Here is a 26,515-nt window from a genome sequence, read left to right as displayed (position 1 = left end):
ACATGCCCTCCCCGCGCTTCTGTCCCGGTTGCGGCAGTGGCGGCCTGAGCCGCCAGTGCCCCGCCGGGGACACCCACGAAAGGCTGGTGTGCGCGGACTGCGGCTACGTCCACTACGAAAACCCGAAGATCATCGCCGGCTGCATCATCGAGCAGGACGGCAAGTACCTCCTCTGCCAACGTGCCATCCCGCCGCGCCCCGGCACCTGGACGCTCCCAGCCGGCTTCATGGAAAACGGCGAGACCACCGAAGAGGCGGCCCTACGCGAAGTTTGGGAAGAGAGCGGCGTACGCGCCGAGATCGTCTCGCCCTACTCCATTTTCAGCGTGCCGAAGATCAGCGAGGTCTACATCATCTTCCGCGCCACCGTGCTGGAAGAAACCGGCCAGCACGGCCCGGAAACCCTGGACTACCGCTTCTTCGCCCCCGAGGACATCCCCTGGGACGTCATCTACTACCCGGCCATCCGGCAGATCCTCGAACGCTACATCGAAGAACGCCAGGCCGGGGTGTATGGCATCTACATGGGCAATGACGATACCGGGAAGATTCACTTCATCCGGTAGCCCTCCGTCAAGCCTCCACCCCCTCCACAATGATCACCTCCGCCTTCGCCACGCCCTGGCGATATCCACAGGCTTCCTGGTATTCCGCCGAGCGGTAGCAGGCCAGGGCCTGGTCATAGGATTCGAACTCGATCACCACGCTACGCTGGGGTGTAGGGCGGCCTTCCATCGCCTGCGAACGGCCACCACGGGCCAGCAACTTGCCGCCGTACCGGGCGAACGCGGCCGGGGCACGGCGGGTGTATTCGCTGTAGCGTTCCGGGTCCGTCACATCGACGTGGGCAATCCAGTAAGCCTTCATGCTGACCTCTGCAGTTTTGGTTAAATTGGTATTATGGTATACCAGAAACCTTTCCCCTTAATCCAGCCAGGTGTCATGTCATGCCGTTCAACCGTATCGAAGAAATCATCGAAGACTTCCGCCAGGGCAAGATGGTCCTGCTGGTGGACGACGAGGACCGCGAGAACGAGGGCGACCTGTTGCTGGCGGCGGAAAAATGTACCCCGGAAGCCATCAATTTCATGGCCCGTGAGGCCCGCGGCCTGATCTGCCTGACGCTGACCGACGAACATTGCGAACGCCTCGGCCTGGAGCAAATGGTGCCGGCCAATGGCAGCGCCTTCGCAACCGCTTTCACTGTCTCCATCGAGGCGGCCAGCGGCGTGACCACCGGCATCTCCGCGGCCGACCGTTCCCACACCGTGCTCACCGCCGTGGCCCCTGACGCCACGGCAGACGACCTGGTACAGCCCGGCCATATCTTCCCGTTGCGCGCCCGCGAGGGCGGCGTATTGAACCGCGCCGGCCACACTGAAGCCGGCTGCGACCTGGCGCGCCTGGCAGGCTTCACACCGGCGTCGGTGATCGTCGAAGTGATGAACGACGACGGCAGCATGGCCCGCCGCCCGGACCTGGAAGCCTTCGCCGAAAAGCACAGCATCAAGATCGGCACCATCGCCGACCTCATCCACTACCGCCTCAGCACCGAGCACACCGTCACCCGCATCGGCGAGCACGAACTGCCCACCGTGCATGGCACCTTCCGCCTGGTGACCTACGAGGACCGCATAGAGGGCGGCGTGCACATGGCGATGGTGATGGGTGATATCCGTCGCGACGAACCCACCCTGGTGCGGGTTCACGTGATCGATCCACTGCGCGACCTGGTCGGCGCCGAATACACAGGGCCGAAGAACTGGACCCTCTGGGCCGCCCTGCAGAAGGTGGCGGAAGTCGGCCACGGCGTCGTGGTGGTCCTGGCCAGCAACGAATCCTCCCAGGCCCTGCTGGAGCGCGTACCGCAGCTCACGCAGCCACGCCGACAGTTCAGCCGCTCACAGTCGCGCATCTACTCCGAGGTGGGCACCGGCGCACAGATCCTCCAGGACCTGGGCGTGGGCAAGCTGCGCCACCTCGGCGCCCCGCTTAAGTACGCCGGCCTCACCGGCTATGACCTGGAAGTGGTAGAGACCCTGCCGTTCGAGGGGTGAGTCCTTTGCGCTGATGCCCCTGCGCCCCTGTAGGAGCGACTTCAGTCGCGAAGCAGACCGCAGGGCTGCCCTTCCAGATCAACACCGAGCCACACACAACTAACCTCACCCCAGCCCTGGGCTATCCGTGCAGCCCCTCAGCCCGCGCATTCCTCTGTGGGGGCGAATTCATTCGCTAAGGGCTGCGCAGCAGCCCCATTGACCACGCAAGGCAGACCTGCGGCCTGCTAAGCGAATGAATTCGCACCCACACTTTGTCCCTTCCCTCTGCACGTTGTCTTTCCCGCCGCCCAACCACTCGTCACCCATCACATAGCGGAGGTCTTGCAGAAAGTTTGGAATACCATAATATGACATTCCGTAGGCCGGAGAATTTCTGCGAGTGCGCCCGCCAGGGACCAGCATGAACAAGAGCACTCGACACGGCCGCCCTTGATGGCCCCATTGGGGTCCCCTGCTCCTGATAAGCGGGTTGAAGCGAAGCCCGCTTGCGTACAAACACAACAATGAGGGCAAGCAAGATGGTGTTCAAAAAACGTGCAACCGCGGTTCTCGCCGCAGCCTTCCTGGCCGCGACCGGCACCGCCGCCATCGCCGCCGACAACATCAGCTTCGTGAGCTGGGGCGGCACTACCCAGGATGCGCAGAAACAGGCCTGGGCCGAGCCCTTCAGCGAAGCCAGCGGCATTCGCGTGGTGCAAGACGGCCCGACCGACTACGGCAAGCTCAAGGCCATGGTCGAGAGCGGCAACGTGCAGTGGGACGTGGTGGACGTCGAGGCCGACTTCGCCCTGCGTGCCGCCGCCGAAGGCCTGCTGGAACCCCTGGACTTCGGCGTGATCCAGCGCGACAAGATCGACCCGCGCTTCGTTTCCGACCACGGCGTCGGCTCTTTCTTCTTCTCCTTCGTGCTCGGCTACAACCAGGGCAAGGTCGGCGCCAACGCCCCGCAGGACTGGACCGCCCTGTTCGACACCGCCAACTACCCGGGCAAACGTGCGCTGTACAAGTGGCCGAGCCCCGGCGTGCTGGAACTGGCCCTGCTGGCTGACGGTGTACCGGCCGACAAGCTCTACCCGCTGGACCTGGACCGCGCCTTCAAGAAGCTCGACACCATCAAGCAAGACATCGTCTGGTGGGGCGGCGGCGCCCAGTCCCAGCAACTGCTGGCCTCCGGCGAAGCCACCCTCGGCCAGTTCTGGAACGGCCGCGTCTACGCCCTGCAGCAGGACGGTGCACCGGTTGGCGTGAGCTGGAAGCAGAACCTGGTCATGGCCGATTTCCTGGTCATCCCCAAAGGCGCCAAGAACAAGGACGCGGCCATGAAGTTCCTGGCCAACGCCAGCAGCGCCAAGGGCCAGGCCGAGTTCGCCAACCTCACCGCCTATGCCCCGGTGAACGTCGACAGCGTCAGTCAGCTCAAGGCGGACCTCGCTCCCAACCTGCCGACTGCCTACGCTAAGGATCAGATCACCCTCGACTACGCGTACTGGGCCAAGAACGGCCCGGCTATCGCCGCGCGGTGGAACGAATGGCTGGTCAAGTGAAGATGGCAGCCATCCAGCCCAACCCGCCGGCCAAGGCCACCGGAAGCGCAGCCCGCGCTTCCGGCGGCCCCCAGCCCAAGGCTGCGCCGATGAAGCAAGACAACCAGGCCGCGCTGCGCTGGCGCGGTGCCCGCAACCTGATCCCGGCCCTGCTGTTCCTCGGTCTGTTCTTCCTCGCGCCGCTGATAGGCCTGCTCCTGCGCGGCGTGCTCGAACCCACGCCGGGGCTGGGCAATTACGAGCAGCTGTTCGCCAACTCGGCTTATGCCCGCGTGCTGTTCAACACCTTCGCCGTCGGCGGCCTGGTGACCCTGATCAGCCTGCTGCTGGGCTTCCCCCTGGCCTGGGTGATCACCCTGGTGCCGCGTGGCTGGGGCCGCTGGCTGCTGAACATCGTGCTGCTGTCGATGTGGACCAGCCTGCTGGCACGCACCTACTCCTGGCTGGTGCTGCTGCAGGCCTCGGGCGTGATCAACAAGATGCTGATGGCACTTGGAATCATCGACCAACCGCTGGAAATGGTGCACAACCTCACCGGTGTGGTGATCGGCATGAGCTACATCATGATCCCGTTCATCGTGTTGCCGCTGCAGGCCACCATGTCGGCCATCGACCCGATGGTGCTGCAGGCCGGCTCCATCTGCGGCGCCAGCCCCTGGACCAATTTTTTCAAGGTGTTCCTGCCGCTGTGCCGTCCGGGGCTGTTCTCCGGTGGCCTGATGGTCTTCGTCATGTCGCTGGGTTACTACGTCACACCGGCCCTGCTGGGTGGCGCGCAGAACATGATGCTGCCGGAGTTCATCGTCCAGCAGGTGCAGTCCTTCCTCAACTGGGGCCTGGCCAGCGCCGCCGCCGCGCTGCTGATCGCCATCACCCTGGCTCTGTTCTACGTCTACCTGAAGCTGCAGCCGGAATCGCCGGTGGCTTCGAGTACTGCGAGGTAAGCCATGCTGCTGTCACCCAACGCCATGGGCCTGCGCCTGCGCATCGGCCTCTACCTCACCACCGGGACGATCGCGGCCTTCCTGCTGCTGCCGATCCTGTTCATCGTGCTGCTGTCGTTCGGCTCGTCCCAATGGCTGGTGTTCCCGCCACCGGGCTGGACGCTGAAGTGGTACGAGCAGTTCTTCTCCAACGCCGAGTGGATGGAGTCGGCCCTGGCCAGCCTCAAGGTCGCCGTGCTGACCACGATCTGCTCCGTGGCCCTGGGCCTGCCCACCGCCTTCGCCCTGGTGCGCGGCAAGTTCCCCGGTCGCGAGTTCCTCTACGGCCTGTTCACCCTGCCAATGATCGTGCCGCTGGTGATCATCGCAGTGGCCGTGTACGCGCTGTTCCTCAAGCTGGGCTACACCGGGACGCTGTTCTCCTTCGTGGTCAGCCACGTGATCGTCGCCCTGCCCTTCACCATCATCTCGATCATCAACTCGCTGAAGCTGTTCGATCAGTCCATCGAGGATGCCGCGGTGATCTGCGGCGCGTCGCGGCTGCAGGCGGTGTTCAAGGTAACCTTCCCGGCGATCCGCCCCGGCATGATGGCCGGCGCCCTGTTCGCCTTCCTGGTCTCCTGGGATGAAGTGGTGCTGAGCGTGATGATGGCCAGCCCGACCCTGCAGACCCTGCCCGTGAAAATGTGGACCACCCTACGCCAGGACCTGACCCCGGTGATCGCCGTCGCCTCGACGCTGCTGATCGGTCTGTCCGTACTGGTCATGGTGATCGCCGCCGTGCTGCGCCGGCGCAACCCTGCAAGCGCCTGAGCGCCGAGGTAAAAAAAATGAGTGCCGTTATCCAAGACACCCGCGAAAACAAGACCCTGGTCAGCCTGCGCAACCTGAACAAGCACTACGGCGACTTCGCCGCCGTGGACAACATCTCCCTGGACATCCAGGACGGCGAATTCCTCACCTTCCTCGGCTCCAGTGGCTCGGGCAAGAGCACCACGCTGTCGATGCTGGCCGGCTTCGAGACGCCCAGCTCCGGCGAAATCCTGGTGGACGGCAAGTCCCTGGTGAACGTGCCGCCGCACAAGCGCGACATCGGCATGGTGTTCCAGCGCTACTCGCTGTTCCCGCACCTGAATGTGCGCGACAACATCGGCTTCCCGCTGGACATCCGCAAGCAGGCCGCCGGCGAACGCGAGCGCCGCGTCGAGGCCATGCTCAAGCTGGTGCAATTGGAACAGTTCGCCCAGCGCCGCCCCGCCCAGCTTTCCGGTGGCCAGCAGCAGCGCGTGGCCATCGCCCGTGCACTGGTGTACGAGCCGCGCATCCTGCTGATGGACGAACCGCTGGGTGCGCTGGACAAGAAGCTGCGCGAAGACCTGCAGGATGAGCTGCGCCACCTGCACCGTCGCCTTGGCATCACCATCGTCTACGTCACCCACGACCAGGAAGAAGCCATGCGCCTGTCCCAACGCATCGCCATCTTCAGCCACGGCAAGATCGTCGGCCTGGGCAGCGGCTACGACCTTTACCAAAGCCCACCGAACGCTTTCGTCGCCTCCTTCCTCGGCAATTCCAACTTCCTCAAGGTGAAGGCCCAGGGCAACGCCGGCGCCAGTTTCGAAGGTCAGTCGCTGGCCATCCGCCCCACCCCCGGCCTGCACAACGGCCAGGACCTGATCCTGATGGTGCGCCCGGAAAAAGCCCGGGTGCTGAGCCCGGAACAGGCGGCCAGCGAGCCATTGGCCGCCGGTTGGAACCAGATCCAGGCCAAGGTGGCGGAAACCGTGTTCCTCGGCGAAAGCCTGACCTGCAGCGTGATCACCGCAAGTGGCACCAGCCTGACCTTGAAGGAACTCTCCGGCACCACCGCGCCCCTGCAACCGGGCGCAACGGTGATGGTGCGCTGGGCCGCGGCGGATGCCTGCGTCTACACCGAGTGGAAGGAAAGCGACCTGGCCAAGGGCGCTGGCGCGCATTGAGAACGACCTCCGCCCCTCTGCTTTCGGGAGAGGGGCGGTGGCCGGTGGCTGACTCAAGGACACCGACTGCATGCTCGCCGAGCCCCCATCAGCCCCTTGATCCCTAGTACCGAAACAATCAGGTGCCCCTGCCCAACCAGCAACTGTCCGGGTTGGATATCCAGGCGCTGATCAAATATTGGGAAGATGAAACACTGCGAAAAACGCAACGTTGGCCAACTCCAGAAAACAGCTCGACACGATATACCCAACACTGCCTGACGCGAACATTTGAAACTCTCCGGAAACCCACCGAACAAGTGAATATCCGGTTAGAATCCGCATCATATGGCGATCAACGACGAGCCGTAACAAAACGTCAATAAACAAACTTCATTAACTTACAGCCTTTCACCCAGACAACCATAAATATCCCGAACATAAAAATAGCGAAATCTGCAAGTATATGCCTGACTCACGCAACTAGATGTGAAATTGGAATACTCACTTGTTGTTGGCGATTGAGAATATTCAGCAAGAGCATGACGCGTTGTTCGCCATCCATGGCCAGGAAGATCGCTTCCATCTCCGCATAGGGTCCTACGCGCACCTGGACACAGTCCCCAGGGTGCAAGGCGGCACATTCATCCGCATTGGCGCAGCGCTGCTTGAGGTGTTCGACGATACTCTCCGGCACGCGCGAAGGGCTGCTGGAAAAGCTCACAACCCTTATCACACCTCGTGTCGAGCGCAAGGCTGTCCAGTTGTCCTGGGCGCGAAAATGCACGAACAGGTAACCGGGGAACATTGGTTGGGTGAGCCGCCGCAGCCGACCGCCCTTGAGCACTTCAACGTCGAGGGTCGGACAGAAACAGTCGAAGCCCTGACGCAGCAGATGGTCCCGGGCACGCTCGTCCTGGCGTGACTTGCATTGCACGAGGTACCAGGCGATTTCGGGGAGAAGTGCGTCCTTGCTCATGACAGTCCCTGGCGTGAAGAATCTTTACCTGACGCTAGTTCCTGCCTGAAGTTCGTGCCGCCAGACAAAACTACTGGCCGACTAATGGTCATGCCGCCCGGACATCCGCTTGTCGGAAAACATTGGCAGTGCACGCAAAAAGATTGTGCGCGTTAAAGGGCGAACTATCCTGACAACCTGTCTCTGGACAGCACTCATTGAAGGCACTCTGCCATCAATTAATGCACATGGAATTGTGATCCCAAGTTAGTACACAAGTTCCAGCCCGCAAACTTTCGCCCAACTTATTGACGGCGAGTGGCGGTAGCCATGTGTCCGGATATTCGAGCACGGTCCAACAGGAAGCGGCCCGAACATTCCCCGCCCCTCCGTGCCCCCACGCGCCAGCAGCCCTGCCGGCGCCGCAACAACCCAGCCCCGCAGTCGAACCGAGTCACCCAAGAGTCCACCAGGGACGCCTCCCGGCGCCTCCCTGGCTGGGTCCCCTGCACAGCGCAAAGGAGTCGGCGTCATGGTCCAAGTCAGCTATCCCGGTGTCTACATCGTCGAAAAGGCCAGCGGGGTACGCACCATTACCGGTGTCGCGACCTCCATCGCCGCCTTCGTCGGCTATACGCGCAAGGGCGTGCCCGACAAGGCCGTGGCCATCACCAGCTTCGCCGATTTCGAACGCGGCTACGGCGGCCTCGACCGCGATAGCCCGCTGTCCTACGGCGTGCGCCAGTTCTTCCTCAACGGCGGTACCCAGGCCCTGATCGTGCGGGTCGCGGTCGGCCATGGCACCAGCGCCTGGGTGCTGGAGAACGGCGCGGGTGACCCGGTCCTCGAAGTCAGCGCCGCCAGCCCCGGCACCTGGGGCAACGGCCTGCGCCTTAGCGTGGTGCATACCGGCGTGCGTAACCCCGACAGCGATTTCAACCTGGTGGTCTCGCAGCTGCAGGCCGACGGCACCACCCTGGTGCCGGTGGAAACCCACCGCAACCTCAGCCTCGATTCAAACTCGGCGCAGTACGCCGTCTCAGTGATCAACAACGCCTCCGCGCTGATCCGCGTCGCCCGCACCGGCGGCCTCACCTTCGCCGAAGCCGGTCGAGCCGTCAGCGCCGAGCTCACCAGCTTCCCCCTTGATCCAGCCAACACCACCATCGGCGGCACCCTGGATGGCACTACGCCCTTCCTGCTCACTCTCCTGGATGCGCCCTGGGCCAACATCGGCGACCTGGTGACCGCCACCAACGATGCCATCGTCGCCGCCGGCCTGGCCGCCCAGTTGCAGGCGGCCGAAACCGGCGAAGACGGCGACACGGGCAGCGACCACCTGACCCTGGAATCCCTGACCGCTGGCGAGTCTTCCAGCGTCACCATCGCCGGCGGTGCCTTCGGTGGTCTCACCGCGACCCTCCACCTGGGGCTCGCCAACCTGGGCCGCGAGTTCACCGGTGCCGCCGAGCACCGTCCTGCCGTGGTCAGCAACCTCGCACCGGCCACGCCGGGGGCGGATGGCGCCCGCGGCGGCGCGCTCGAACTGGTGGGCAACGAGTCGGCCAAGACCGGTATCTACGCCCTGCTGGACGTAGACCTTTTCAACATCCTGGTCATCCCGGAGACCTTCGAAATGACCGCTGGCCAGGACGCCGGGGTGATTCCCGCCGCCACCGCCCTGTGCGAAGCGCGGCGCGCGTTCTACATCGTCGATGCACCGTCCAACCGCACCCTGGCCAACATCGGCACCTGGACCAACGCCGCCTCGCAGTCGCGCAACGCAGCCACCTACTTCCCCGCCGTGCGCATCGTCGATCCCCTGGACGGGCTGCGACCACGGGCGATGGCCCCCTCCGGCACCCTGGCCGGGGTCTATGCGCGCACCGATGCCACCCGAGGCGTGTGGAAGGCCCCTGCCGGCACCGACGCCGTGCTCAACGGCGTGCTCGACCTGGCCCTGCCGGTCAACGACCTGGAGAACGGCCAGATCAACCCGCTGGGGGTCAACGTGCTGCGCAGCTTCCCCGCCTACGGCCGGGTTTCCTGGGGGGCGCGCACCATGAAGGGCGCCGATGCCCAGGCCGACGAGTACAAATACATCCCGATTCGGCGCCTCGCCCTGTTCCTTGAGGAGAGCCTTTATCGCGGTACCCAGTGGGTGGTCTTCGAACCGAACGACGAGCCGCTCTGGGCGCAGATTCGCCTGAACCTGGGCGCCTTCATGAACGGCCTGTTCCGCCAGGGCGCCTTCCAGGGCAAGACGCCCCAGGAAGCCTTCTTCGTCAAATGCGACAAGGAAACCACCACCCAGGCCGACCGCAACCTCGGCATCGTCAACATCCAGGTCGGCTTCGCCCCACTGAAGCCGGCGGAGTTCGTCGTCCTCACCATCCAGCAGATCGCCGGCGATCTGCAATAAAGGGAGTCGGATCATGGCCCAATTCGCCGTCAACACCCATCGTTTCGATCCCTACAAGAACTTCAAATTCCGCATCAAATGGGATGGCCGCTACGTCGCCGGCGTGAGCAAGGTCGGCGCTCTCAAACGCACCACCGAAGTGGTCGAGCACCGCGAAGGGGGCGACCCCTCCACCTCGCGCAAATCCCCCGGACGCACCAAGTACGAGGCCATTACCCTGGAGCGCGGCGTCACCCATGACCTGGAGTTCGAGGCCTGGGCCAACAAGGTCTGGCACGTCGGCACCGGGCTCGGCGCTGAGACCAGCCTGAAGGACTTCCGCAAGGACCTGATACTGGAGGTGTACAACGAAGCCGGGCAGGTGGTGCTGGCCTACAAGATCTACCGCTGCTGGGTGTCCGAGTTCCAGGCGCTGCCTGACCTCGACGCCAACGCCAACGCCATCGCGATCCAGACCCTGAAACTGGAAAACGAAGGCTGGGAACGTGACCCCGAGGTCTCCGAGCCCACGGAACCGGTGCTGGCGGGATGATCTGAGCCATGCACCCGCTTCCCTCGCGCATTGCCATGCGGCCCTTCGGCGAACTCGCGGACCTGGACCTCGACTTCGCCGACCGCGACCGTCCGCGCCTGGTCACCGAACTGCTGACCCAGTGCTGCACCGGCACCGACGCCGACTTCTGGTGGGCGCAGCCGGTGGGTACGCGCAGCGCTGCCCTGCTGCGCCTGGCGGCGGGGACCTGCGGTGTGTACAGCCTGTCCTTCAGCGCCCGGTGTCCGGCCTGCAACGAGGCGTTCGAATTCGAACTCCAGTTGGCGCCCTTGCTGGCCACTGCCGACGACGACGGGCCGATTCGCGTGGGCCTCGACCCGGACCGGCAGGTGACCCTGCGCCGTCCCACGGGCGACGACCTGCGCCGCTGGCGCCAGGCGCAACCGGCCAGCCCCGTCGAGGCGCGCCGGCTGATGCTCGACAGCCTGCTGCTGGAAGGACAGGTACGCCCCGACGACGAAGCACGGCTCTCCGAAGCCGTCGCGACGGCGGACCCACTGGTGGCCCTGGCCGTGGCCTGTCACTGCCCGGCCTGCGGTGCGGGCAGCGAAGTCCCCATCGACCTCGACGACACCGCCCTGGCCCGCCTCGGCGCGCGCCAGCGCGCCTTGTTGCGCGAAGTGCATTGCCTGGCCTCCCGCTACGGCTGGAGCGAAGCCCAGGTCATGGCGCTGTCCCAGGCGCGCCGTGCCCACTACCTGGCCCTGATCGAGGCGTCCTGATGAGCGACTATTTCGCCGCGCTGATGCGCGCCAGTGGCCTGTTCGCCCCGGCCGCCGTGCCCGGCTTGGAAGCACCGCCTGAGCTGGGTGTGGAAGCTTCGGCACCTGCCTCGCAGCCCGAGCCCGCATCGCCGCAGGACTCCTCGGTGCCCACAAGCACGGAAGCCCGGCGCGCGGTGGCGACCATTGACCGCTCAACGGCCAACGTTCCGGCAGCACGCCCACGGGCTGTGGATAACTCATCGGAATCCGCTCGCCCGGCGCCGAACCCGCTGCGGGACCGGCCCGCGTCGCCCCAGCGGAACGCGCCTATCCCGTCACTGCCAGAGCCGTCGACTGCACCGCCCGTTAGCGAGCGTCACGAGGGCCGGCAAGCGCCTTCCCAAGCCGACGAGCGGGTGCGAATCGCCATGCGCTGGGTGGCAGCTGATCCGCAGTTGGCGACGCCCACGGAGCCGGCGCACCGGCACAGCCAGACGGTGCTGGAGAGCGGTCACTCCCCTCTGCAAGCACAGCGACCTGCCTCGCCCTCCCAGTCGAACCCGATTCATGTGCCGGAGGCTCAGGCGGCGATACCGGCCCTGCAATCCGAAGTCTTGAGCGAGCCAGTCGCCGCAGCCCCGCCGGCAACACCAAGGGGCGAACCCGAGGTGTTCGAATCGGCAGGGGAGGAAACCCTGGAAATCTCCATCGGCGCCATTCACCTGCGGGTCGAAGCCCCGGGCCCGCAGACCGTGGCCCGGCCGATTGCGCCGCCTGCCCGTGCGCAGCAGCCGACCACTCCAGTCTCTTCCACCCGCAGCGGCCTTTCGCGCCGCGCCCTTCGGCGGTTCTGATCATGGCCCTCGCGGACTCTGGCAAAGCCATCGGCGCGGTCACCCGCTTGCTGCAGGATCACCTGATCCGGCGCGGTTTCGATGTGTCCATCGGCAAGCCCGAGGACGCCGCGAACGTCAATTCCAACGAGAAGCTCAACCTCTTCCTCTACGAAACCGCCTTCGACCCGCAGTTGCGTAACCTGTCCCTGCGCGATGGCGAACCACCACCGCTGTGGCTGGTGCTGAGGTTCCTGCTCACGGCCTTCGACATCGGTGAAAGCAGTGACACCGCTGCCGCCCATGACCTCCTCGGCCAGGGCATGGCTGCCCTGCACGAACTGGGCTTCCTGCCCCTCGATTCGCTGGTGGCGACGGACGTACGCCTGGCCCTGGAAAACAACCCCGAGCCGCTCAAGCTGAGCTTCGACGAATCCGGCGCCGACTTGCTGGCCAAAACCATGCAGGGCGCCGAGGAGCGCTACCGGCTCTCGGTTGCCTTCCAGGTGCGGCCGGTAATGATCGTGCCCGCCAGCCTGCCGCGCGGGGCTCTGCTGGTGGGCGTGGACTACAGCACCTCGCCCGAGACGCTGATCGGCCGTGAAGGCGTGCAGGTGGCAGTGATGCCCTCGATGGGCGCGCGCCTGCACCGGGTCGAGCCGGCCCGCTTCGAGGCGGGCGCCACCCTGACCCTGTATGGCGAAGACCTCAATCCGAGCAACCTGGAAGTGTTGCTGGGCAACATCCCGCTCACCGTGCTCGAACGCCAGCCACAGCGTCTGGTGGTGAGCGCCGAAGGCAGCCCCGGAACGCCCATCGCCTCGGGTACCAACCTGTCGGCGGGCGAGATGCCGCTGGTGGTGCGCCGACGCCTGTCGCCGACCCGCACCCGCTCCAGCAACCTGCTCGCCGCGCGCCTGCTGCCAACCCTGGACAGCGCCGCGCTGGTGGCCGGCGACCTGCTCCTGCAGGGCACGCTGTTGGGTACCGACAGCGATGACCTGATGGTGCTCTTCTACCGCGAGAGCGACGGCGTGACCGTGCACCTGTTCGACGAGGTCACCACCGCCGTCGACCAGCAGAGCTTGGTGATTGCCGGCGCGGCTGCCGCTGTCCCGGCCGGCAGCTACCGGGTGATCCTGCGGGTGAACAACCAGCAGGCCAAGGCCAGCCCGAGGGTGGTGGTGCCATGACCAATCCCCTCAACGCCCAGGCGCTGGCCGATCCGGTGGCCTTCCTACCCGGCCTCCACGGCCAGGACGCCCTGGCGCGCTACTGGCTGTCCCAGGTCACCCTGCGCCTGCGTCGCGAAATCTGCTGGCTGTGGCGTGAGCGCGCCCAGCAGGGTGGCGACGATGCCGCACTGCCGCCAACGGTGGACGGCGCACTGGCTGCGCTCGACCTGCTGCGCTACGAGCACGACAAGCGCGCCTTCTTCGCGGACGACATCACCGCGCGCTATCTCAGCGAGCGTATTGCCAGCGCTGCCCCTCCGGACCTGGCCGACGTGCCGCGCGGCTCCTTCGGCTGGGCCGTGCAGCAACTGGAACTGGCCCCGGTGGAGCGCTTCGTGCTGGCACTGGCCCTATTGCCTGGCGTCGACAGTGCCGCCGGACAAGTGATCGCCAGCTGCCTCAACGACCTCTCGCGTAGCAGCCCCAACCTCGCCCTGGCGCAGCGCCTGTGGGACGAGCCGGACGAACTGCTGCACTGCTTCGACCCGGCGCATCCCTTGCTGCGCCATGGCCTGCTGAGCAGCGCCCAGCCGCACGACTGGAACAGCGCCCTGCAGGTCCCGGCGCTGGTTGCCCGCGAACTGCTGTTCCCCGCCGGCCGACTGCCATCGGCCTTGCAAGCAGTCCCCGTTGCGCCGTTGGCGTCAGGACTGGAATCGGCTGCCGCTCGGGTCCGCAGCGCCCTCACGGCACCCCGCGGGTTGCAGTTGCTACCACTGCTTGGTGCCGCTAACGCACCGCTGGCGGAAACCGCGGCGGCCAGCGCGGCGATGGCCGGCGTCGCGACGCTGCAACCCAGCGCCGCCCTGCCCCGCGAACACCTGGCCCAAGCGCTCAGTGCCGCCTGGTTGCGCGGCTGCGCGCTCTACCTGCCGGCGAGGATGCTGACCGACCCGGCAGCCCACGACGGCGGCCTGGAAGCACCACCGCTACCGGCACTGCCGCTGCTGGTGTTCATCGGTGTGTACGAGCGCAGTGCCTTGCGGGGCCTGGGTGAAACCCTGCCGGCACTGGACGTACCGCCACCGGACTTCACCCAGCGCCTCGACTGCTGGCGCCAGCAGTTGCCGAATGCCGGGTTGGCGCCGTTGCTGCCCGAGCTGGCGCGGCGCTTTCGCTACGAGTGCACTGCCATCGAGCGGGTCGCGAGCGAACTCGCCAGTCTTGGCCGGCAACCCAGCGCCGGCGAGCTGTTCGCCGCGGCGCGGGCCGACCTCGACCTCGGCGCCCTGGCCCAGCACGTCCCACCGCGCTTCGAGCGTGCCGAACTGATGCTCCCGGCGGCCCAGGCAGCGCAGGTCGACGAACTGATCACGGCCATGCACAACCTCACCCGCGTGCACCACGACTGGGGCACCGCACGGGCCTGGAACGAAGGCGGCCTCAGCGCCCTCTTCGCCGGGCCGCCGGGCACTGGCAAGACCATGGCCGCCGAAGCCATCGCCGCCGAGCTGGACCTGCCGCTCTACCGCATCGACCTGTCCCAGGTGGTCAACAAATACATCGGCGAGACCGAAAAGAACCTGCGCCGGCTATTCGATGCCGCCGACTCGGCCGACCTGATCCTGTTCTTCGACGAGGCCGACGCCCTCTTCGGCAAGCGCACCGAGGTGAAGGACGCCCATGATCGCTACGCCAACCTGGAGATCAGCTACCTGCTGGAACGCATGGAGCGGTTCAAGGGCCTGGCGATACTCGCCACCAACCGCCGCAAGGACCTCGACGAAGCCTTCCTGCGCCGCCTGCGCTTCGTGGTCGAGTTTCCCCTGCCTGGCGTCGAGGAACGCCTGCGCATCTGGCGCAGCGTGATCCCCGAGGGCATTGACGTCAGCGACCTGGACTTCGAGTTCCTCGCCCAGCGCTTTGCCCTCGCCGGCGGACACATCCGCGGCGTGGTGTTCAACGCCTGCTTGCAAAGCGCTGCCGAAGGCGCGCCACGGCGCCTGGACATGCCCGCCGTGGTGCGTGCCCTGCAACGCGAGTACGACAAGCTGGACCGCGCCAACAGCCTCGATCAGTTCGGCCCCTATGCCGCGCTGGTCGCGACGCACAGAACCCGCCGCTAGGTTTCTGGAGAGCACCATGAGTCGTCAGCTACGGATAGAGTCCCTCGAACTCGACCTGCGCGGCATCGCACCGGAGGTCGCCGAAGCCGCCGCACGCGCGCTCGGCCCGGCCCTGGCCGAAGCGCTGGCCGGATGCAACCTGCAACCCCGCCCCCGCGCGCACCTCGATGCCGGGCACCTCACCCGCGGCGCGACCACACAGGCCGGCGACCTGGCGGCCGGCATCGCCCGGCAGATCGCCCGGAGCCTCGTTGGAGAACGCCCATGAGCCTGCTGCGCGGCGCACTGATCGAATACGGCACCGACCTGATCGGCCCGATTCCCAATGTGGTGATCTTCCAGTTCAACCCCGAGTCCCTCACGCGCAGCCTGGAGATTCCACCGCGCCCCACCGGTGCCACCCAGCGCGAAACCGCCCAGGCCGGGGAAAAGACCTTCGAGAAAATCACCTTCAAGGCCCACTTCAGTGCCGCCAACATGCTCGACGAAGGCAAGGTGCTGGCCGAATTGTTCGGCATCGGCCCACAGCTCGCCGCGCTGGAAAAGATGGTGCTGCCCAGCGCGAAGCTGGCCGGCCTGATCGGCGCCGCCCTGGATGCCATAGGCGACGCCCTTGGCGGCGGTGACGACGCGCCGGCTCAGCCGATTCCCCGCGAACAGTACCCACGCATCCTGTTCATCTGGGGCCTGACCCGCGTGCTGCCGGTGACCATCGACTCGATGAGCATCACCGAGCTGGAGTACGACGCCCTGCTGAACCCGACCCGTGCCGAGGTGGACATCACGCTCAGCGTCATCGCCGTCGACGACTGCTCCGACGACGTGCTGGCCAAGGGCGCGCTGGAGTACTCCACCCTCGCCAAGGAAGCCCAGGCCATCGCCAACCTGGCCAACACTGCCGAACAGATCGTCGAGCTGATTCCACTCTAGGAGCCTGTCATGTTCCTGCCGAACTCCCGCTACGCCCGCGTCGCCACGGTGCAGACCACCAGCTCCACGGGCGAAACCGTGGTGGCCCTCAAGCTGCGCCAGCTGACACCGGTGACCGGTGATCCGCGCATGGTCCAGGCCGGCGATCGCCTCGACCTGCTGGCCCACGCCATCGTCGGCGATGCCACCCAGTTCTGGCACGTGGGCGATGCCAACAGCGCCCTGGACGGCCGCAGCCTGGTAGAAACCCCCGGTGACACCGTACGGGTGCCCAGGAGCTGAGCATGGCCGAGCAACGCTTCCGCGTCTGGTTCGGCGACACCGCCGCCAGCGAAGACCAATTGCGCCGCATCGAGGAAATCGAGGTAACCCAGGAGATGGACGCCTTCTGGGAGGCGCGGCTGCGCATGGTGCTCTGCCTGGATGCCAATGGCGCCTGGCTGCACTGGCCGGGCGACACCAGCGAGCCCTTCTCGCGGGTACGGGTCGAGTTGGACATTGGCAACGACCAGTTCACGCCGCTGATCGACGGGCCGCTGGTGAGCCTCGACGCCGCCCTCGATTCGCAGCCGGGCCGCAGCACCGCGACGCTGGTGGTGCGCGACGACAGTGCCTTCCTCAATCGCGACGAGGAAACCGAAGCACCCTTCGAGCACCGCAAAGCCAGCGAGGTCGCCGAAGAACTCTTCGGCCGTTTCACCCAGCTCGCCAGCACCCGCATCGACGCCACCGACGCCACACCGGAAACCACCACCCGCCGAGGCACCGTGCTGCAGTTCCTGCGCGAGCTGGCCAGCGCCAATGACCGCCACGCCTATGTCCTGCCGGGCGAGGCACGCGGTGCTAGCGTCGGCTGCTTCCTCGCCGACCCGGCCGATGCGGCCGACCTTCCGCCCCTGGTGATGATCGGGAGCGGGCGCAACCTGGCCAACGCCAGCGTCACCCAGGACCCGGAAGGCGGCGAACGCACCAGCGCCCAGGTGCTGCGTGTCGACGACCAGGGCGTCACCCGTTTCGAGACCAGCGCCGCCGACCTCGGCCTGATGCGCGGCCTGCCGGCCCTGCCTGCGGACCTCACACCCCGGCGCATGCTGCCTCCGGCCGAAGCCACGGGCGAGGACCCGACTGCCGCCGCCACCTCGCGCGCTCGGCGCAGCGGTTACGTCTTCCATCTGATCAGCCAGGTGATACCGGGCTGCTACGGTGCCGTACTGAGCCCCTATCGCAAGGTGCGCCTGGACGCGGGCGCCACACCCTACAGCGGCGACTACCTGCTCACCAAGGTGGTCCATCGCATCACACCGTCGCTCTACACCCAGGAGATCGAAGCCAAGGCCGACTCGCTGTCCGACGTGTCGGGCGCAGCGGTGGCCGAGAGCCTCGGCGGCGGCCTGCAACTCTCGGTTTCGGCAAGCGTGGGGATCTTCTGAATGGACGAACTGCTGGAACACACGGTCGAGCGCCTGGTCGAGCATGCCGGCAGCCGCTACTTCGGCAAGTACCGGGGCACGGTCACCGACATCGACGACCCCAACGACCAGTGCCGCATCCGCGCCACGGTACCCGCCGTGCTCGGCGAACACCCGTGCGGCTGGGCCATGCCGGCCGCGCCATTCGCCGGCGACGGCCACGGCATGGTGTTGCTGCCGAAAATCGGCTCGGGAGTCTGGATCGAGTTCGAGGCGGGACGGCTGGACCACCCTATCTGGTCCGGGGCGTGGTGGGCCGAAGGGCAGCGCCCGGACCCCAAGGGTGCCGGCGTGCGCGTCATCGTCTCCGAGCAGGGCCACAAGGTGGTGCTGGACGACGAGGCCAACGAGGTCCGCATCAGCCACGGCGACGAGATGATCGCCAAGACCATCACCCTCACCGCCACGGAAATCATCATCACCTGCGGCGCCTGCGAGATCCGCCTGAGCAACGAGACCATCTCGTTGAACAACGGCCTGATCAAGGTGGGCCTGGCCGGGGTCAGCCTGGTCAATGGCGCCATGAGCTTCGGGGTGCCCCCCACATGATCCCGATCCTCACCACCAGCAGTACCGTCATGTGCCCCCACGGCGGAATGGCGCAGCTGATCACCAGCAACACCGAGGCGCTGGTGGACAGCGCACCGATGCTGTTGCAGACCGACATCCACCCCATCGTCGGCTGCCCCTTCACCCCCGGCACCTATTCCCCCTGCGTGTCGATCCGCTGGGTGACGGCGGCGACCCAGACCTCGATCCGCAACGTGCCGGTGCTGCTGCAGAACAGCGTCGGCCTCTGCCTCAATGCCGCGCAGGCGCCCCAGGGCACCGCCCTGGTGGTGCAGACCCAACAGAAAGCCAAAGGGATATGAGCATGGCACTCTCCAACGGACGGCACCTCGCCTTCCCCTTCCGCATCGGTGACGACGGCCGCAGCGTTGCCCCGGCGGACGACGACGCCCATGTGCGCGACGAGCTGCTGCAGTTGCTGCTGACCAGCCCCGCCGAGCGCCTGTTCCTCCCCGACTTCGGTGGCGGCGTACGCAAACTGGTGTTCGAGCCGGCCTCCGAGGCCCTGCGCGGGGTGGTCAAGGCGCGTATCACCAATGGCCTGACCCGCTGGCTCGGGCACCGGCTGACCGTGGAGCTGATCGAGGTGGTCTGGGATGACGCCGCCGCCACCCTGGAAGTGACCCTCAAGTACCGCCCCGCGGGCAGCCCCGACTCGCGCGTCATCAAGTTCCAGCGCAGCTCGCGCTAGGGATAGCCCAGTATGGCCGCCATCAAATTCCCCGACCTGGTAGACGAACGTGCCGACCAGTTGCAGAGCCACGGCCTGGATGGCCTGAAGCTGGCCCTGGTGAGCCTGCCGCCCGGCCCCAACCCCGGCCACGCCGACCTGGAGCTGCACTTCTTCAATGGCCTGCACCTGGCCGCCATCCTCGCCGACATCGGTGGCGACCCGGCACGTGCCCGGCAAGTGTTCCGCATTCGCGGCGGCGCACGGGTGGTCGCCGGCAACGCCAGCGGCCAGGTACACGTCAGCGCGGTGGCGCCCCTCGATGCCACGCGCCTGTCCCTGCGCATCGAGCCGGTGGGCGACTACTCCACCTATCGGCTGGAACTGGTCTGGGACGCTGCCCTGATCGATCCCTTCTTCAGCGCCATGGGCTTTCGCTTCCGCCCGGGCTGTTTCACCAATGACTGCGCCCCGCCCCAGGGTGGTCGGCCACAGGCACCCAACCCCGCAATCGACTACCTGGCCAAGGACTACGATTCCTTCCGCCATACCCTGATGGTCGCCATGGCCGAGCGCGTACCGGGTTGGGCCAGCACCAGCGAGGCCGACCTGGACCAGGTGCTGATCGGCCTGTTCGCCACCGCCGCCGACGAACTCAGCGACTTTCAGGACCGCGTCATGGCCGAGGCCTACCTGGCCACCAGTCGCAAGCGCGTGTCCCTGGCCCGCCATGCACGATTGGTGGACTACCACCTGCACGAGGGCAATCAGGCCAGCACCTGGCTTGCCCTGGACGTGGTAGCCGGGCAGGCGCCCTTCAGCCTGGACGACCAGGAACTGGTGGCCTGGACCGGGGATGCTCCGCCCAGCACAGACGCGGTGTTCTTCGCCAGCCGCCAGCGCCGACTGGAGGCCTCGCAACGCCAGTATCTGGACCCGCGCCTCAATCGCCTGCGCCTGTACACCTGGGGCAACGCCCAGCCGGCGCTCGCTGCCGGCAGCACCCGTGCCGACCTGGTACCCGAGCCGCCGCTGGCTTCCCAGGCCGATGCCGACGCCCTGCGTGACCTGGTGCGCCAGGGCCACTGGCGCGAGCTGCTGATCGAGGAGCGCCTCAACCCGCTTACCGGCCAGCCCGCCGGACGCAACCCCGCGAAGCGGCAACTGCTGCGTTTGCTGCCCGGGGACGACCTCGACGGCGGCGCCGCCGAAAGCCGCTTCGACCCGCTTACCGGCACCTGGATGCTGCGGGTCAATTGGCGCGAAGAAGACACCCTGCGCTTTGATTTCGCCTTTACCAGCTTCTGCCCCGGCCCGCCGCCCACCGCGGTGGAGGACATCTCGGTATTTCACGGCAACCTGCTGCCAGTGCATGAAGGACGACCGCTGCGGGTGCAGTTCCGCGAGCCGGGCAGCCCGTTGCCCAGCGATGTCCCTGGCCTGCGCTATCGCCACTACCAGCGCCTTGACCGTCACGGCGACGGCCGCGACTGGGTACTGGCCCAGTTGCCGGACGACGGCCCCCTTGCCTACCTGCCACCCCGTCAAGGCGGCGCCCCCACGGGCGAAGAACCAGCCCGCTCCACCCTCTGGCTGCAGGTGGAAAGCCCCGGTGGCGCGCGCGAGGACTGGGACGAGGTGGAAAGCCTGGTGCACAGCGACGACTCGGCGGAAAACGGCGACCACTTCATGGTCGAGACCGACGAACATCGCCGCAGCCTGCTGCGCTTCGGCAATGGCGGCAACGGCCGGCTGCTGCCGGCTGGCGCGGTGGTGCATGCCGAGTACCAGTTGGGCGGCGGCCATGTCGGCAACATCGGTGCGGACCAACTGGTCAACCTGCAGCCGCTGACCGGCGCCCTGAATGGCGCGGTATTGAGTGTCAGCAATCCCTTCGACGTCAGCGACGGGCGCGACCCGGAACCGGTCGAACGCATCCGGCGCAACGCCCCGGAGGCCTTCCGTGCCCGACAACTGCGGGCGGTGACCCTGGCCGACTACATCAGGCGCGCCGAGGAAGTGAGCGGCGTATCGCGTGCGGTGGCCCGCTATGCCTGGACCGGCAGCTGGCGCACGGTGCGTATCGCCATCGATCCGGCCGGTTTCACTGCGCTGGGCGACGAGCGCTCAGAAAGCCTCTGGGAGGAACTGCGGCCACGGGTGGCGGACCACCTCGAAGCCGTGCGGCTGATAGGCGAAGACATCGAACTGCGGCCGCCGCGTTATGTACCGCTGGATATCCGCGTGGTGGTCTGCGCCGACGACGCCTACTGGCGGGAAGACTTGCGCTACGAGCTGGAACAGGAATTCTCCGACGGTTGGACCGCCGACGGCCGTCGGGGCTTCTTCCACCCGGACCAATGGACCTTCGGCCAGTCCCTGCACCGCAGCATGATCGAAGGGCGCCTGCAGCGCATCGCCGGCATCCGCCACCTGGTCAGCCTGAGCATGAAGCGCTTCTCCGCACCGTTGCCCGGCCTTCCCGGAGCACCGGTGCTGGAGATCGGCTTCGACGAGACCCTGTTGCTGGCCAATGAGCCGGACCACCTTGAACGCGGGCTGATCCGCTTCGAGATCCAGGGAGGGAGGCGCTGATGCCCTGCAATCCGCTGATCACCAACCCCTTCGTCTTCCCCCGGCGTGCCGACAACCGGCCGGGCCTGCCGCGCATCGCCTATCGCATCGGACGTTACGCCGACTTCCTGGAAGCCATGAGCCGCGCCCTGGATGCCGCGCCGGAACTGGCCGCCTGGACCCACCGCGAGGCCGACGACCCTGGTATCGCCCTGCTCCAGGGTGCGGCCATCCTCGGCGACATCCTCAGCTTCTATCAGGAGCACTACGCCAACGAGGCCTACCTGCGCACCGCCGCCTGGCGCGAGAGCGTCGCCGAGCTGGTCCGCCTCACCGGCTATCGCCTGGCCCCTGGTATCGGTGGACGCGCCACCCTGGCTTTCGAGGTGCGTGGCGATGCCCCGCTGGCCCTGCGCGCGGGCTTCCCGGTCAAGGCCGACCTGCAAGGCCTGTCCACACCCGCCGACTTCCAGACCGACGCCGAACTGCTCGCCTGGCCACACTTAGGCCGCTTCAACCTGTACCGGCCACGGGCGTACAGCGCAACGCTCGCCGCTGGCGCCACTCGCTTCGAGCTGCACAGCGTCGGCAATGCCAGCGACAGCGCCAGCCTCGCCGCCTTCGAACTGAAGCCCGGCGACCAGCTGCTGCTGATGCCACCCGAACCAGGCTGGACCGCCAGCGGCAGCACCCTGACGCCCCAGCAGGCGCCGCAACAGGTCAAGGTGAAAAGCATCACCCGCCTGCTCGGCCGCGTGATCGTGGAAACCGATGCGCCGCTGCAGCAGAGCTGGAACCAGCCGGTGGCGGCCTTCCGGGTCAGCCGCAGCTTCCGCCACTTCGGCCATAACGCCCCGGCCAAGACCATCACCAGCCGCAAGAGCGGCAGCGAGATCGTGGGCGCCCTCGAATCCGATACCGGCTTCCAGCGCCACCTCTATCCCCACGACTGCACCAACACCAGCGCCTCTATCGCCTTGCCGGCCGACCTGCTGCCGCTGGATGCCGAAGTCACCGACCTGCGCCCCGGCATGCGCGTCGTGGTGCAGGTGCGCGTGGCAAAGAGCGGTGTCCCGAATCCAGCTCCCCTGGCGGTGGTGCGCAAGATCGTCGCGCTGCGTACGGCCACCTTCGGCTTCGGCAACCTCAACGGTGCCAGCAGCCTGCTGACACTGGACCAGCCACTGATCCGCCACGCCATGAGCGGCTCGCCGTGGAGCGATGTGCGCGACTTCCTGATCCGCGAAGTCACCAGCCCGGCACTCAGCCTCAAACCGGTTTCCACGCCGTCCTCCAGCGCCTTTGCCACTGGCACCGGCGCCCTGTTCTTCCATGGCAGCGCCGCCCAGGCACGGGCCCTGGCCGGGCGCCGGCTGTACTTCGCCCACCCCGACGGGCGCAGCGTCGAGCTGACCTGCACCAGCAGCCCCGTCAGCTTCCCCACGCCGACGCCCGATGTGGCCCGCCCCTGGCTGCTGAACTTCGACCGCCCGCCAGCGCCCTTCACCCGCGCCGACTTCGACGAGGCCGAGCCCCAGGTGACGGTCTACGGCAACCTGGTGGATGCCTCCCAGGGCAAGGCCGAGCACGAGGCGGTGCTCGGCAATGGCGACCATCGCCAGCAGTGGCAGACCTTCCCGCTACCCAAGGCGCCGCTCACGTACGTCCTCTCCGCCGGGGCCGTGCCACCACAAGCCCCTGAGCTGGAAATCTGGGTCGAGGGCCGCCTGTGGAACCGCGTCGACAGCTTCTACGGCCACGGCCCCGAGGAGCCGCTCTACATCGTTCGCGAGGACGCCGAGGGCCGCAGCTTCGTGCAGTTCGGCGATGGCGAGAGCGGCGCCCGACTGCCGTCCGGCCTGAAGAATGTCGTGGCGCGCTATCGCAGCGGCGTCGGCGCGCGCGGGCCGATCAAACCGGGCGCCACCCCAACGGCTGGCGAACGCCCAGCGGGCTTCGACAAGGTGTCCCTGGCCGGCATCGTTTCCGGTGGCGCCGATCCGGAGGCCGCTGACCGGGCCCGCGAGGCGGCACCGGGCAAGGTGCAGAGCCTGGGCCGGCTGGTCAGCATCCGCGATTACGAAAGCGAGACCCTGTCCGTGCCCGGTGTGGTCCGCGCGGCAGCCGCCTGGGACCTGCACGAGGGCGTGCCGGCAGTGATCCTGCGGGTATTGCTGGCCGCCGGGCGCGAGGCCGAGTTCGCCGCGGTCCAGGCCACCCTGGCTCACGCGCAACGCTGCCGGGGAGCGGACCGCCACCCGCTGATGGTCCAACAGGCACGCCTGCGCCATGTCTTCCTCGACCTCAGCTATGCCCGCAGCCCGCAGTATCGTCAGGAGGACGTGGAAAGCGCCCTGCGCGCCGCCCTGGGCCTTACCGGTGTCGTCGCCCACGAGCGCAACGGGCTGTTCGGTCTCCAAGCGCGACGCCTCGGCGAGCCCGAGTACGCCAGCCGCATCGAAGGCCGTGGGCAGAATGTGCCCGGTGTGCTCTGGTGCCGGGTCAGCGCCTTTGGCCTGTTCGCCGCCGGCAAGGACGGCAGTGCCCCGTTGCCCAACGCGCCAAGGCCCCTGGCCCAGGTCCTGGCGTGCAGCCCCTTCGAGCTGCTGCAACTGGCGCCAACGCACCTGACCCTGACCCCGATTGCCGAACCCGCCGCGGGGGAATGCCCATGAACCGAGTTCCCCTGTTCGAGCGCTTGCCTGAGATCTATCGCACCCGCGACGCCGAGGTCATACCGCCAAACCAGCTGCGCGCTTACCTCGGCGCCATCGAAGGCCCGTTCGACGCGCTGCACCAGAACATCGCCCAGCTCTATGAAGACCTGTTCATCGATACCTGCGACGACTGGGTCATCGCCTACCTGGCCGACCTGTTGGGCACCACCCACCTCAAGGGTGACCCGCGCACCCTGCGCGCCGACGTAGCCGACACCATCGCCCTGCGTCGGCGCAAGGGCACCCTGGGCGCCATCGAGCGACTCGCGGTCAACCTCACCGGCTGGGCCTGCCGTGGCGTCGAGCTGCGCGAGAACCTCGGCTGGACCCAGCACCTCAACCACCAACGCCCCGACGCCGGCGGCCAGCCTCCCTATGCCAGCGCGGCACTCACCCGCATCGCGGTGCCCCGTGGCGGCACCGCGCCGCTTCGTGAACCGGCCACCTTGGCACTGCTCGGTACGCCGTTCGACCCCTTCGCCTACACCGCCGACCTGAAGCCCGCTGTGGACGACCAGCGCGCTATCAACTTGCCCAACCTGGCGATCTTCCTCTGGCGCCTGGCCGCCTACCGGCTGCCCCGTGTCCGCCCTCTGGCCAAGGGGCGCATCGACCTGGGAGTGCAGCCGGCCGGGCTGGCGCGCTTTATCCTGCGTTTCGACCTGCACCCGCTGGATATCCCGGTACGCCTGTTCAACACCAGCCGCCCCGGATTCCTCCGGGCGGCCACCTCTGGCGGTGTAGTTGCGCCGCTGACCGAAGCCGATGCCGTGCCCGGCCCGATGCTCGACGCACGCCTGGCAAGCCAGGCCGACGCCTATGTGCGGATGGACTTCTACGACCCGGGAACGATGCCACCCAGCGGTTTCGACCTCGGCGACGTCGGCCTGCACCTGTTCCTGCCCCAGGACCTGGCGCCGCTGCTGGTGCCCCCTGCGCCGCAGAGCGAATGGCGCTGGCAGTTCCGGGGCGACAATCTCTGTGCCTGGGAGGAGGGCCTGCGCCGGCCCACCGCCGTTGGCGAGATCATCATCGACCCGGACATCGGCCGCGTGCTGGTAGGGCTGGAAAACGCCGAGCAAGCCGACCGACTGCTGGCCAGCGAGAACGGTGAAGCGGTTTCACGCCTGCAGGCCAGCTTCACCTACGGCGCTACCGGTCCGGTGGGCGCGCATCCACTGGCGCGGCATGTACCCGCCACACCCGCCGACGCGGAGGTCCGTCACGTCGGCGAGGTCCCCGGCGGCACCAGCCTGCAACAGGCACTGGAAGGGCTGGAGACTGCCACCGGCCCGGTGATCGTGGAAATCCATGACAGCCTGTTACACCGGTTGGACCTCACCGCGCTGACCGGCACGGCTGTCGACGGCACCCATTCACTGCGCCTGGCGCACTCGCTGACCCTCCGCGCGGCAGGCGACCACCGTCCCATCCTGCTCCTGGCCCAGCCACTGTCCCTGCGGGCGCTGGACGCCGCCGCCGCGACACCTTTCTCGCCCCAGGTGCGCCTCGAAGGGCTGTACCTGGCTCCGGACGCGGCGGCGCCCTTCCCTGCTGGCCTGGCGCTGATCGACCGTGTCGCGGTAGCTCGCCTGGAACTGGTCGGCTGCACCCTCGCGCCCGGCGGCCACAGCCTGCGCAACGGCCAGCGCGCGCCCATGCAACCGGCACTGCACCTGGTGAACGGCTACGGTTTCGGGGCCGCCGACCGCGATGCTTTTACCCCCACGCCGGACATACTGATCCAGCGCTCGATCACCGGTGCCATCGCCATCGACTCGCGCTACCGGCTGGATATCCAGGACAGCGTGGTGGACGCCGGCCTCGGCTTCGACGACGCCGCCAGCGGCCAGTACGCCATCGCCGCTGCCAGCGACCCGACCAACGCCTGGGGCGCAGCGCTCGACTTCCAGGGGCTGACCTGCTTCGGCCCGGTGCGGGTCGCCGCGGTCGGTGGCCTGGGCGGCATCTTCAGCCAGCGCTTCGAAGTGCTGGACAACCAGCATGGCTGTATCAAGTGGAGCGCCTTCAGTGGCGACCTCGACCGCCTGCCGGCCAACCATTTCTGCGTACACGCGCCGGATGCGCGGGTGTACTTCACCTCGGAACGCTTCAACGACCCGGGTTATGCACAGCTCCAGCGGGAAACCGATCGGCGCGTGCGTGAACTCGGGCCGGACGACGATGCGATGGGTGCCTTCGGCTTCCTGCTGGAGGCACACAAATGGACCAACCTGCACGTGCGGCTGCGTGAATTCATGCCGGTAGGCGTGAGGCCGCTGGTTGTACCCGTCACCTGACGAAGGGG

General features: G+C 67.1%; 24 protein-coding genes. 22 read left to right on the top strand and 2 right to left on the bottom strand.

The genetic code is table 11. The features are described from left to right. Positions 1–2 precede the first annotated feature (2 nt). Positions 3–566 carry an NUDIX hydrolase gene (locus tag E8F20_RS05150; protein WP_280282754.1) on the top strand — a complete coding sequence of 188 codons (564 nt, stop codon included), beginning with the start codon at positions 3–5 and terminating at the stop codon, positions 564–566. A 7-nt stretch (positions 567–573) separates the two neighbouring features. Here E8F20_RS05150 and E8F20_RS05145 read toward each other — a convergent pair whose 3' ends face one another. Beyond that, the gene (locus tag E8F20_RS05145) at positions 574–867 is read right to left on the bottom strand and encodes a DUF1330 domain-containing protein (protein ID WP_280282753.1); all 294 of its coding nucleotides are present in this window, start codon (positions 865–867) and stop codon (positions 574–576) included. 80 nt (positions 868–947) lie between these two features. On the opposite strand from E8F20_RS05145, the gene ribBA reads away from it, so the two are divergent. The 5 genes from ribBA to E8F20_RS05120 all read left to right on the top strand — a co-directional run bounded on the left by ribBA (position 948) and on the right by E8F20_RS05120 (position 6,527). Then, on the top strand, positions 948–2,057 hold the full coding sequence (ribBA, locus tag E8F20_RS05140; protein WP_280282752.1) for a bifunctional 3,4-dihydroxy-2-butanone-4-phosphate synthase/GTP cyclohydrolase II: 1,110 nt from the start codon (positions 948–950) through the stop codon (positions 2,055–2,057). Positions 2,058–2,578: 521 nt separating this feature from the next. Beyond that, complete coding sequence (locus tag E8F20_RS05135) at positions 2,579–3,604, top strand: ABC transporter substrate-binding protein (protein WP_280282751.1); 1,026 nt, start codon at positions 2,579–2,581, stop codon at positions 3,602–3,604. Further along, positions 3,589–4,548, top strand: a complete 960-nt coding sequence (locus E8F20_RS05130) for an ABC transporter permease (RefSeq protein ID WP_280282750.1) — start codon at positions 3,589–3,591, stop codon at positions 4,546–4,548. The genes E8F20_RS05135 and E8F20_RS05130 overlap by 16 nt, the downstream gene beginning before the upstream one ends. A gap of 3 nt (positions 4,549–4,551) precedes the next feature. Continuing rightward, complete coding sequence (locus tag E8F20_RS05125) at positions 4,552–5,361, top strand: ABC transporter permease (protein ID WP_280282749.1); 810 nt, start codon at positions 4,552–4,554, stop codon at positions 5,359–5,361. A gap of 17 nt (positions 5,362–5,378) precedes the next feature. Beyond that, positions 5,379–6,527, top strand: a complete 1,149-nt coding sequence (locus E8F20_RS05120; RefSeq protein ID WP_280282748.1) for an ABC transporter ATP-binding protein — start codon at positions 5,379–5,381, stop codon at positions 6,525–6,527. 454 nt (positions 6,528–6,981) lie between these two features. Here E8F20_RS05120 and rfaH read toward each other — a convergent pair whose 3' ends face one another. After that, the gene (rfaH, locus tag E8F20_RS05115) at positions 6,982–7,485 is read right to left on the bottom strand and encodes a transcription/translation regulatory transformer protein RfaH (protein WP_280282747.1); all 504 of its coding nucleotides are present in this window, start codon (positions 7,483–7,485) and stop codon (positions 6,982–6,984) included. 511 nt (positions 7,486–7,996) lie between these two features. Here rfaH and E8F20_RS05110 point away from each other — a divergent pair. From E8F20_RS05110 to E8F20_RS05035, 16 genes are read left to right on the top strand one after another with little or no spacing between them, the layout of a single operon-like run. Continuing rightward, a complete protein-coding gene (locus E8F20_RS05110) occupies positions 7,997–9,886 on the top strand; it encodes a phage tail sheath C-terminal domain-containing protein (RefSeq protein ID WP_280282746.1) in 1,890 nt (629 codons plus the stop codon). 13 nt (positions 9,887–9,899) lie between these two features. Next, a complete protein-coding gene (locus E8F20_RS05105) occupies positions 9,900–10,418 on the top strand; it encodes a phage tail protein (protein ID WP_028628090.1) in 519 nt (172 codons plus the stop codon). A gap of 8 nt (positions 10,419–10,426) precedes the next feature. Then, positions 10,427–11,161 carry a hypothetical protein gene (locus E8F20_RS05100; RefSeq protein ID WP_280282745.1) on the top strand — a complete coding sequence of 245 codons (735 nt, stop codon included), beginning with the start codon at positions 10,427–10,429 and terminating at the stop codon, positions 11,159–11,161. Then, on the top strand, positions 11,161–11,997 hold the full coding sequence (locus E8F20_RS05095) for a hypothetical protein (protein ID WP_280282744.1): 837 nt from the start codon (positions 11,161–11,163) through the stop codon (positions 11,995–11,997). Before E8F20_RS05100 ends, E8F20_RS05095 begins: the two co-directional genes overlap by 1 nt. Before the next feature lie 2 nt (positions 11,998–11,999). Further along, positions 12,000–13,169 (top strand): Pvc16 family protein, encoded by a 1,170-nt coding sequence (locus tag E8F20_RS05090; RefSeq protein WP_280282743.1) that lies wholly within the window; start codon positions 12,000–12,002, stop codon positions 13,167–13,169. Then, on the top strand, positions 13,166–15,277 hold the full coding sequence (locus E8F20_RS05085) for an ATP-binding protein (protein WP_280282742.1): 2,112 nt from the start codon (positions 13,166–13,168) through the stop codon (positions 15,275–15,277). Before E8F20_RS05090 ends, E8F20_RS05085 begins: the two co-directional genes overlap by 4 nt. 16 nt (positions 15,278–15,293) lie before the next feature. Further along, entirely contained in the window at positions 15,294–15,545 is a 252-nt protein-coding gene (locus E8F20_RS05080) for a hypothetical protein (protein ID WP_280282741.1), read from the top strand. Further along, complete coding sequence (locus E8F20_RS05075; RefSeq protein ID WP_280282740.1) at positions 15,542–16,207, top strand: hypothetical protein; 666 nt, start codon at positions 15,542–15,544, stop codon at positions 16,205–16,207. The genes E8F20_RS05080 and E8F20_RS05075 overlap by 4 nt, the downstream gene beginning before the upstream one ends. A gap of 9 nt (positions 16,208–16,216) precedes the next feature. Beyond that, positions 16,217–16,489 (top strand): hypothetical protein, encoded by a 273-nt coding sequence (locus E8F20_RS05070; protein WP_280282739.1) that lies wholly within the window; start codon positions 16,217–16,219, stop codon positions 16,487–16,489. 2 nt (positions 16,490–16,491) lie between these two features. After that, a complete protein-coding gene (locus tag E8F20_RS05065) occupies positions 16,492–17,637 on the top strand; it encodes a hypothetical protein (protein ID WP_280282738.1) in 1,146 nt (381 codons plus the stop codon). Continuing rightward, positions 17,638–18,225: a phage baseplate assembly protein V gene (locus E8F20_RS05060; RefSeq protein WP_280282737.1), complete on the top strand. Its 588-nt coding sequence runs from the start codon at positions 17,638–17,640 to the stop codon at positions 18,223–18,225. Beyond that, complete coding sequence (locus tag E8F20_RS05055; RefSeq protein WP_280282736.1) at positions 18,222–18,548, top strand: hypothetical protein; 327 nt, start codon at positions 18,222–18,224, stop codon at positions 18,546–18,548. The genes E8F20_RS05060 and E8F20_RS05055 overlap by 4 nt, the downstream gene beginning before the upstream one ends. 2 nt (positions 18,549–18,550) lie before the next feature. Beyond that, positions 18,551–18,937, top strand: a complete 387-nt coding sequence (locus E8F20_RS05050) for a GPW/gp25 family protein (protein ID WP_280282735.1) — start codon at positions 18,551–18,553, stop codon at positions 18,935–18,937. A gap of 12 nt (positions 18,938–18,949) precedes the next feature. Continuing rightward, positions 18,950–21,511: a baseplate J/gp47 family protein gene (locus tag E8F20_RS05045; protein ID WP_280282734.1), complete on the top strand. Its 2,562-nt coding sequence runs from the start codon at positions 18,950–18,952 to the stop codon at positions 21,509–21,511. Continuing rightward, a complete protein-coding gene (locus E8F20_RS05040) occupies positions 21,511–24,165 on the top strand; it encodes a baseplate J/gp47 family protein (RefSeq protein WP_280282733.1) in 2,655 nt (884 codons plus the stop codon). Before E8F20_RS05045 ends, E8F20_RS05040 begins: the two co-directional genes overlap by 1 nt. Beyond that, the gene (locus E8F20_RS05035; RefSeq protein ID WP_280282732.1) at positions 24,162–26,507 is read left to right on the top strand and encodes a phage tail protein; all 2,346 of its coding nucleotides are present in this window, start codon (positions 24,162–24,164) and stop codon (positions 26,505–26,507) included. The genes E8F20_RS05040 and E8F20_RS05035 overlap by 4 nt, the downstream gene beginning before the upstream one ends. The last annotated feature ends 8 nt before the right edge of the window (positions 26,508–26,515 follow it).

This window comes from Pseudomonas sp. BN415, from assembly GCF_029871195.1.
GTDB lineage: Bacteria > Pseudomonadota > Gammaproteobacteria > Pseudomonadales > Pseudomonadaceae > Metapseudomonas > Metapseudomonas resinovorans.
Note: the sequence above shows the minus strand (reverse complement) of the source record. Positions and strands in the feature narration are given on the sequence as shown.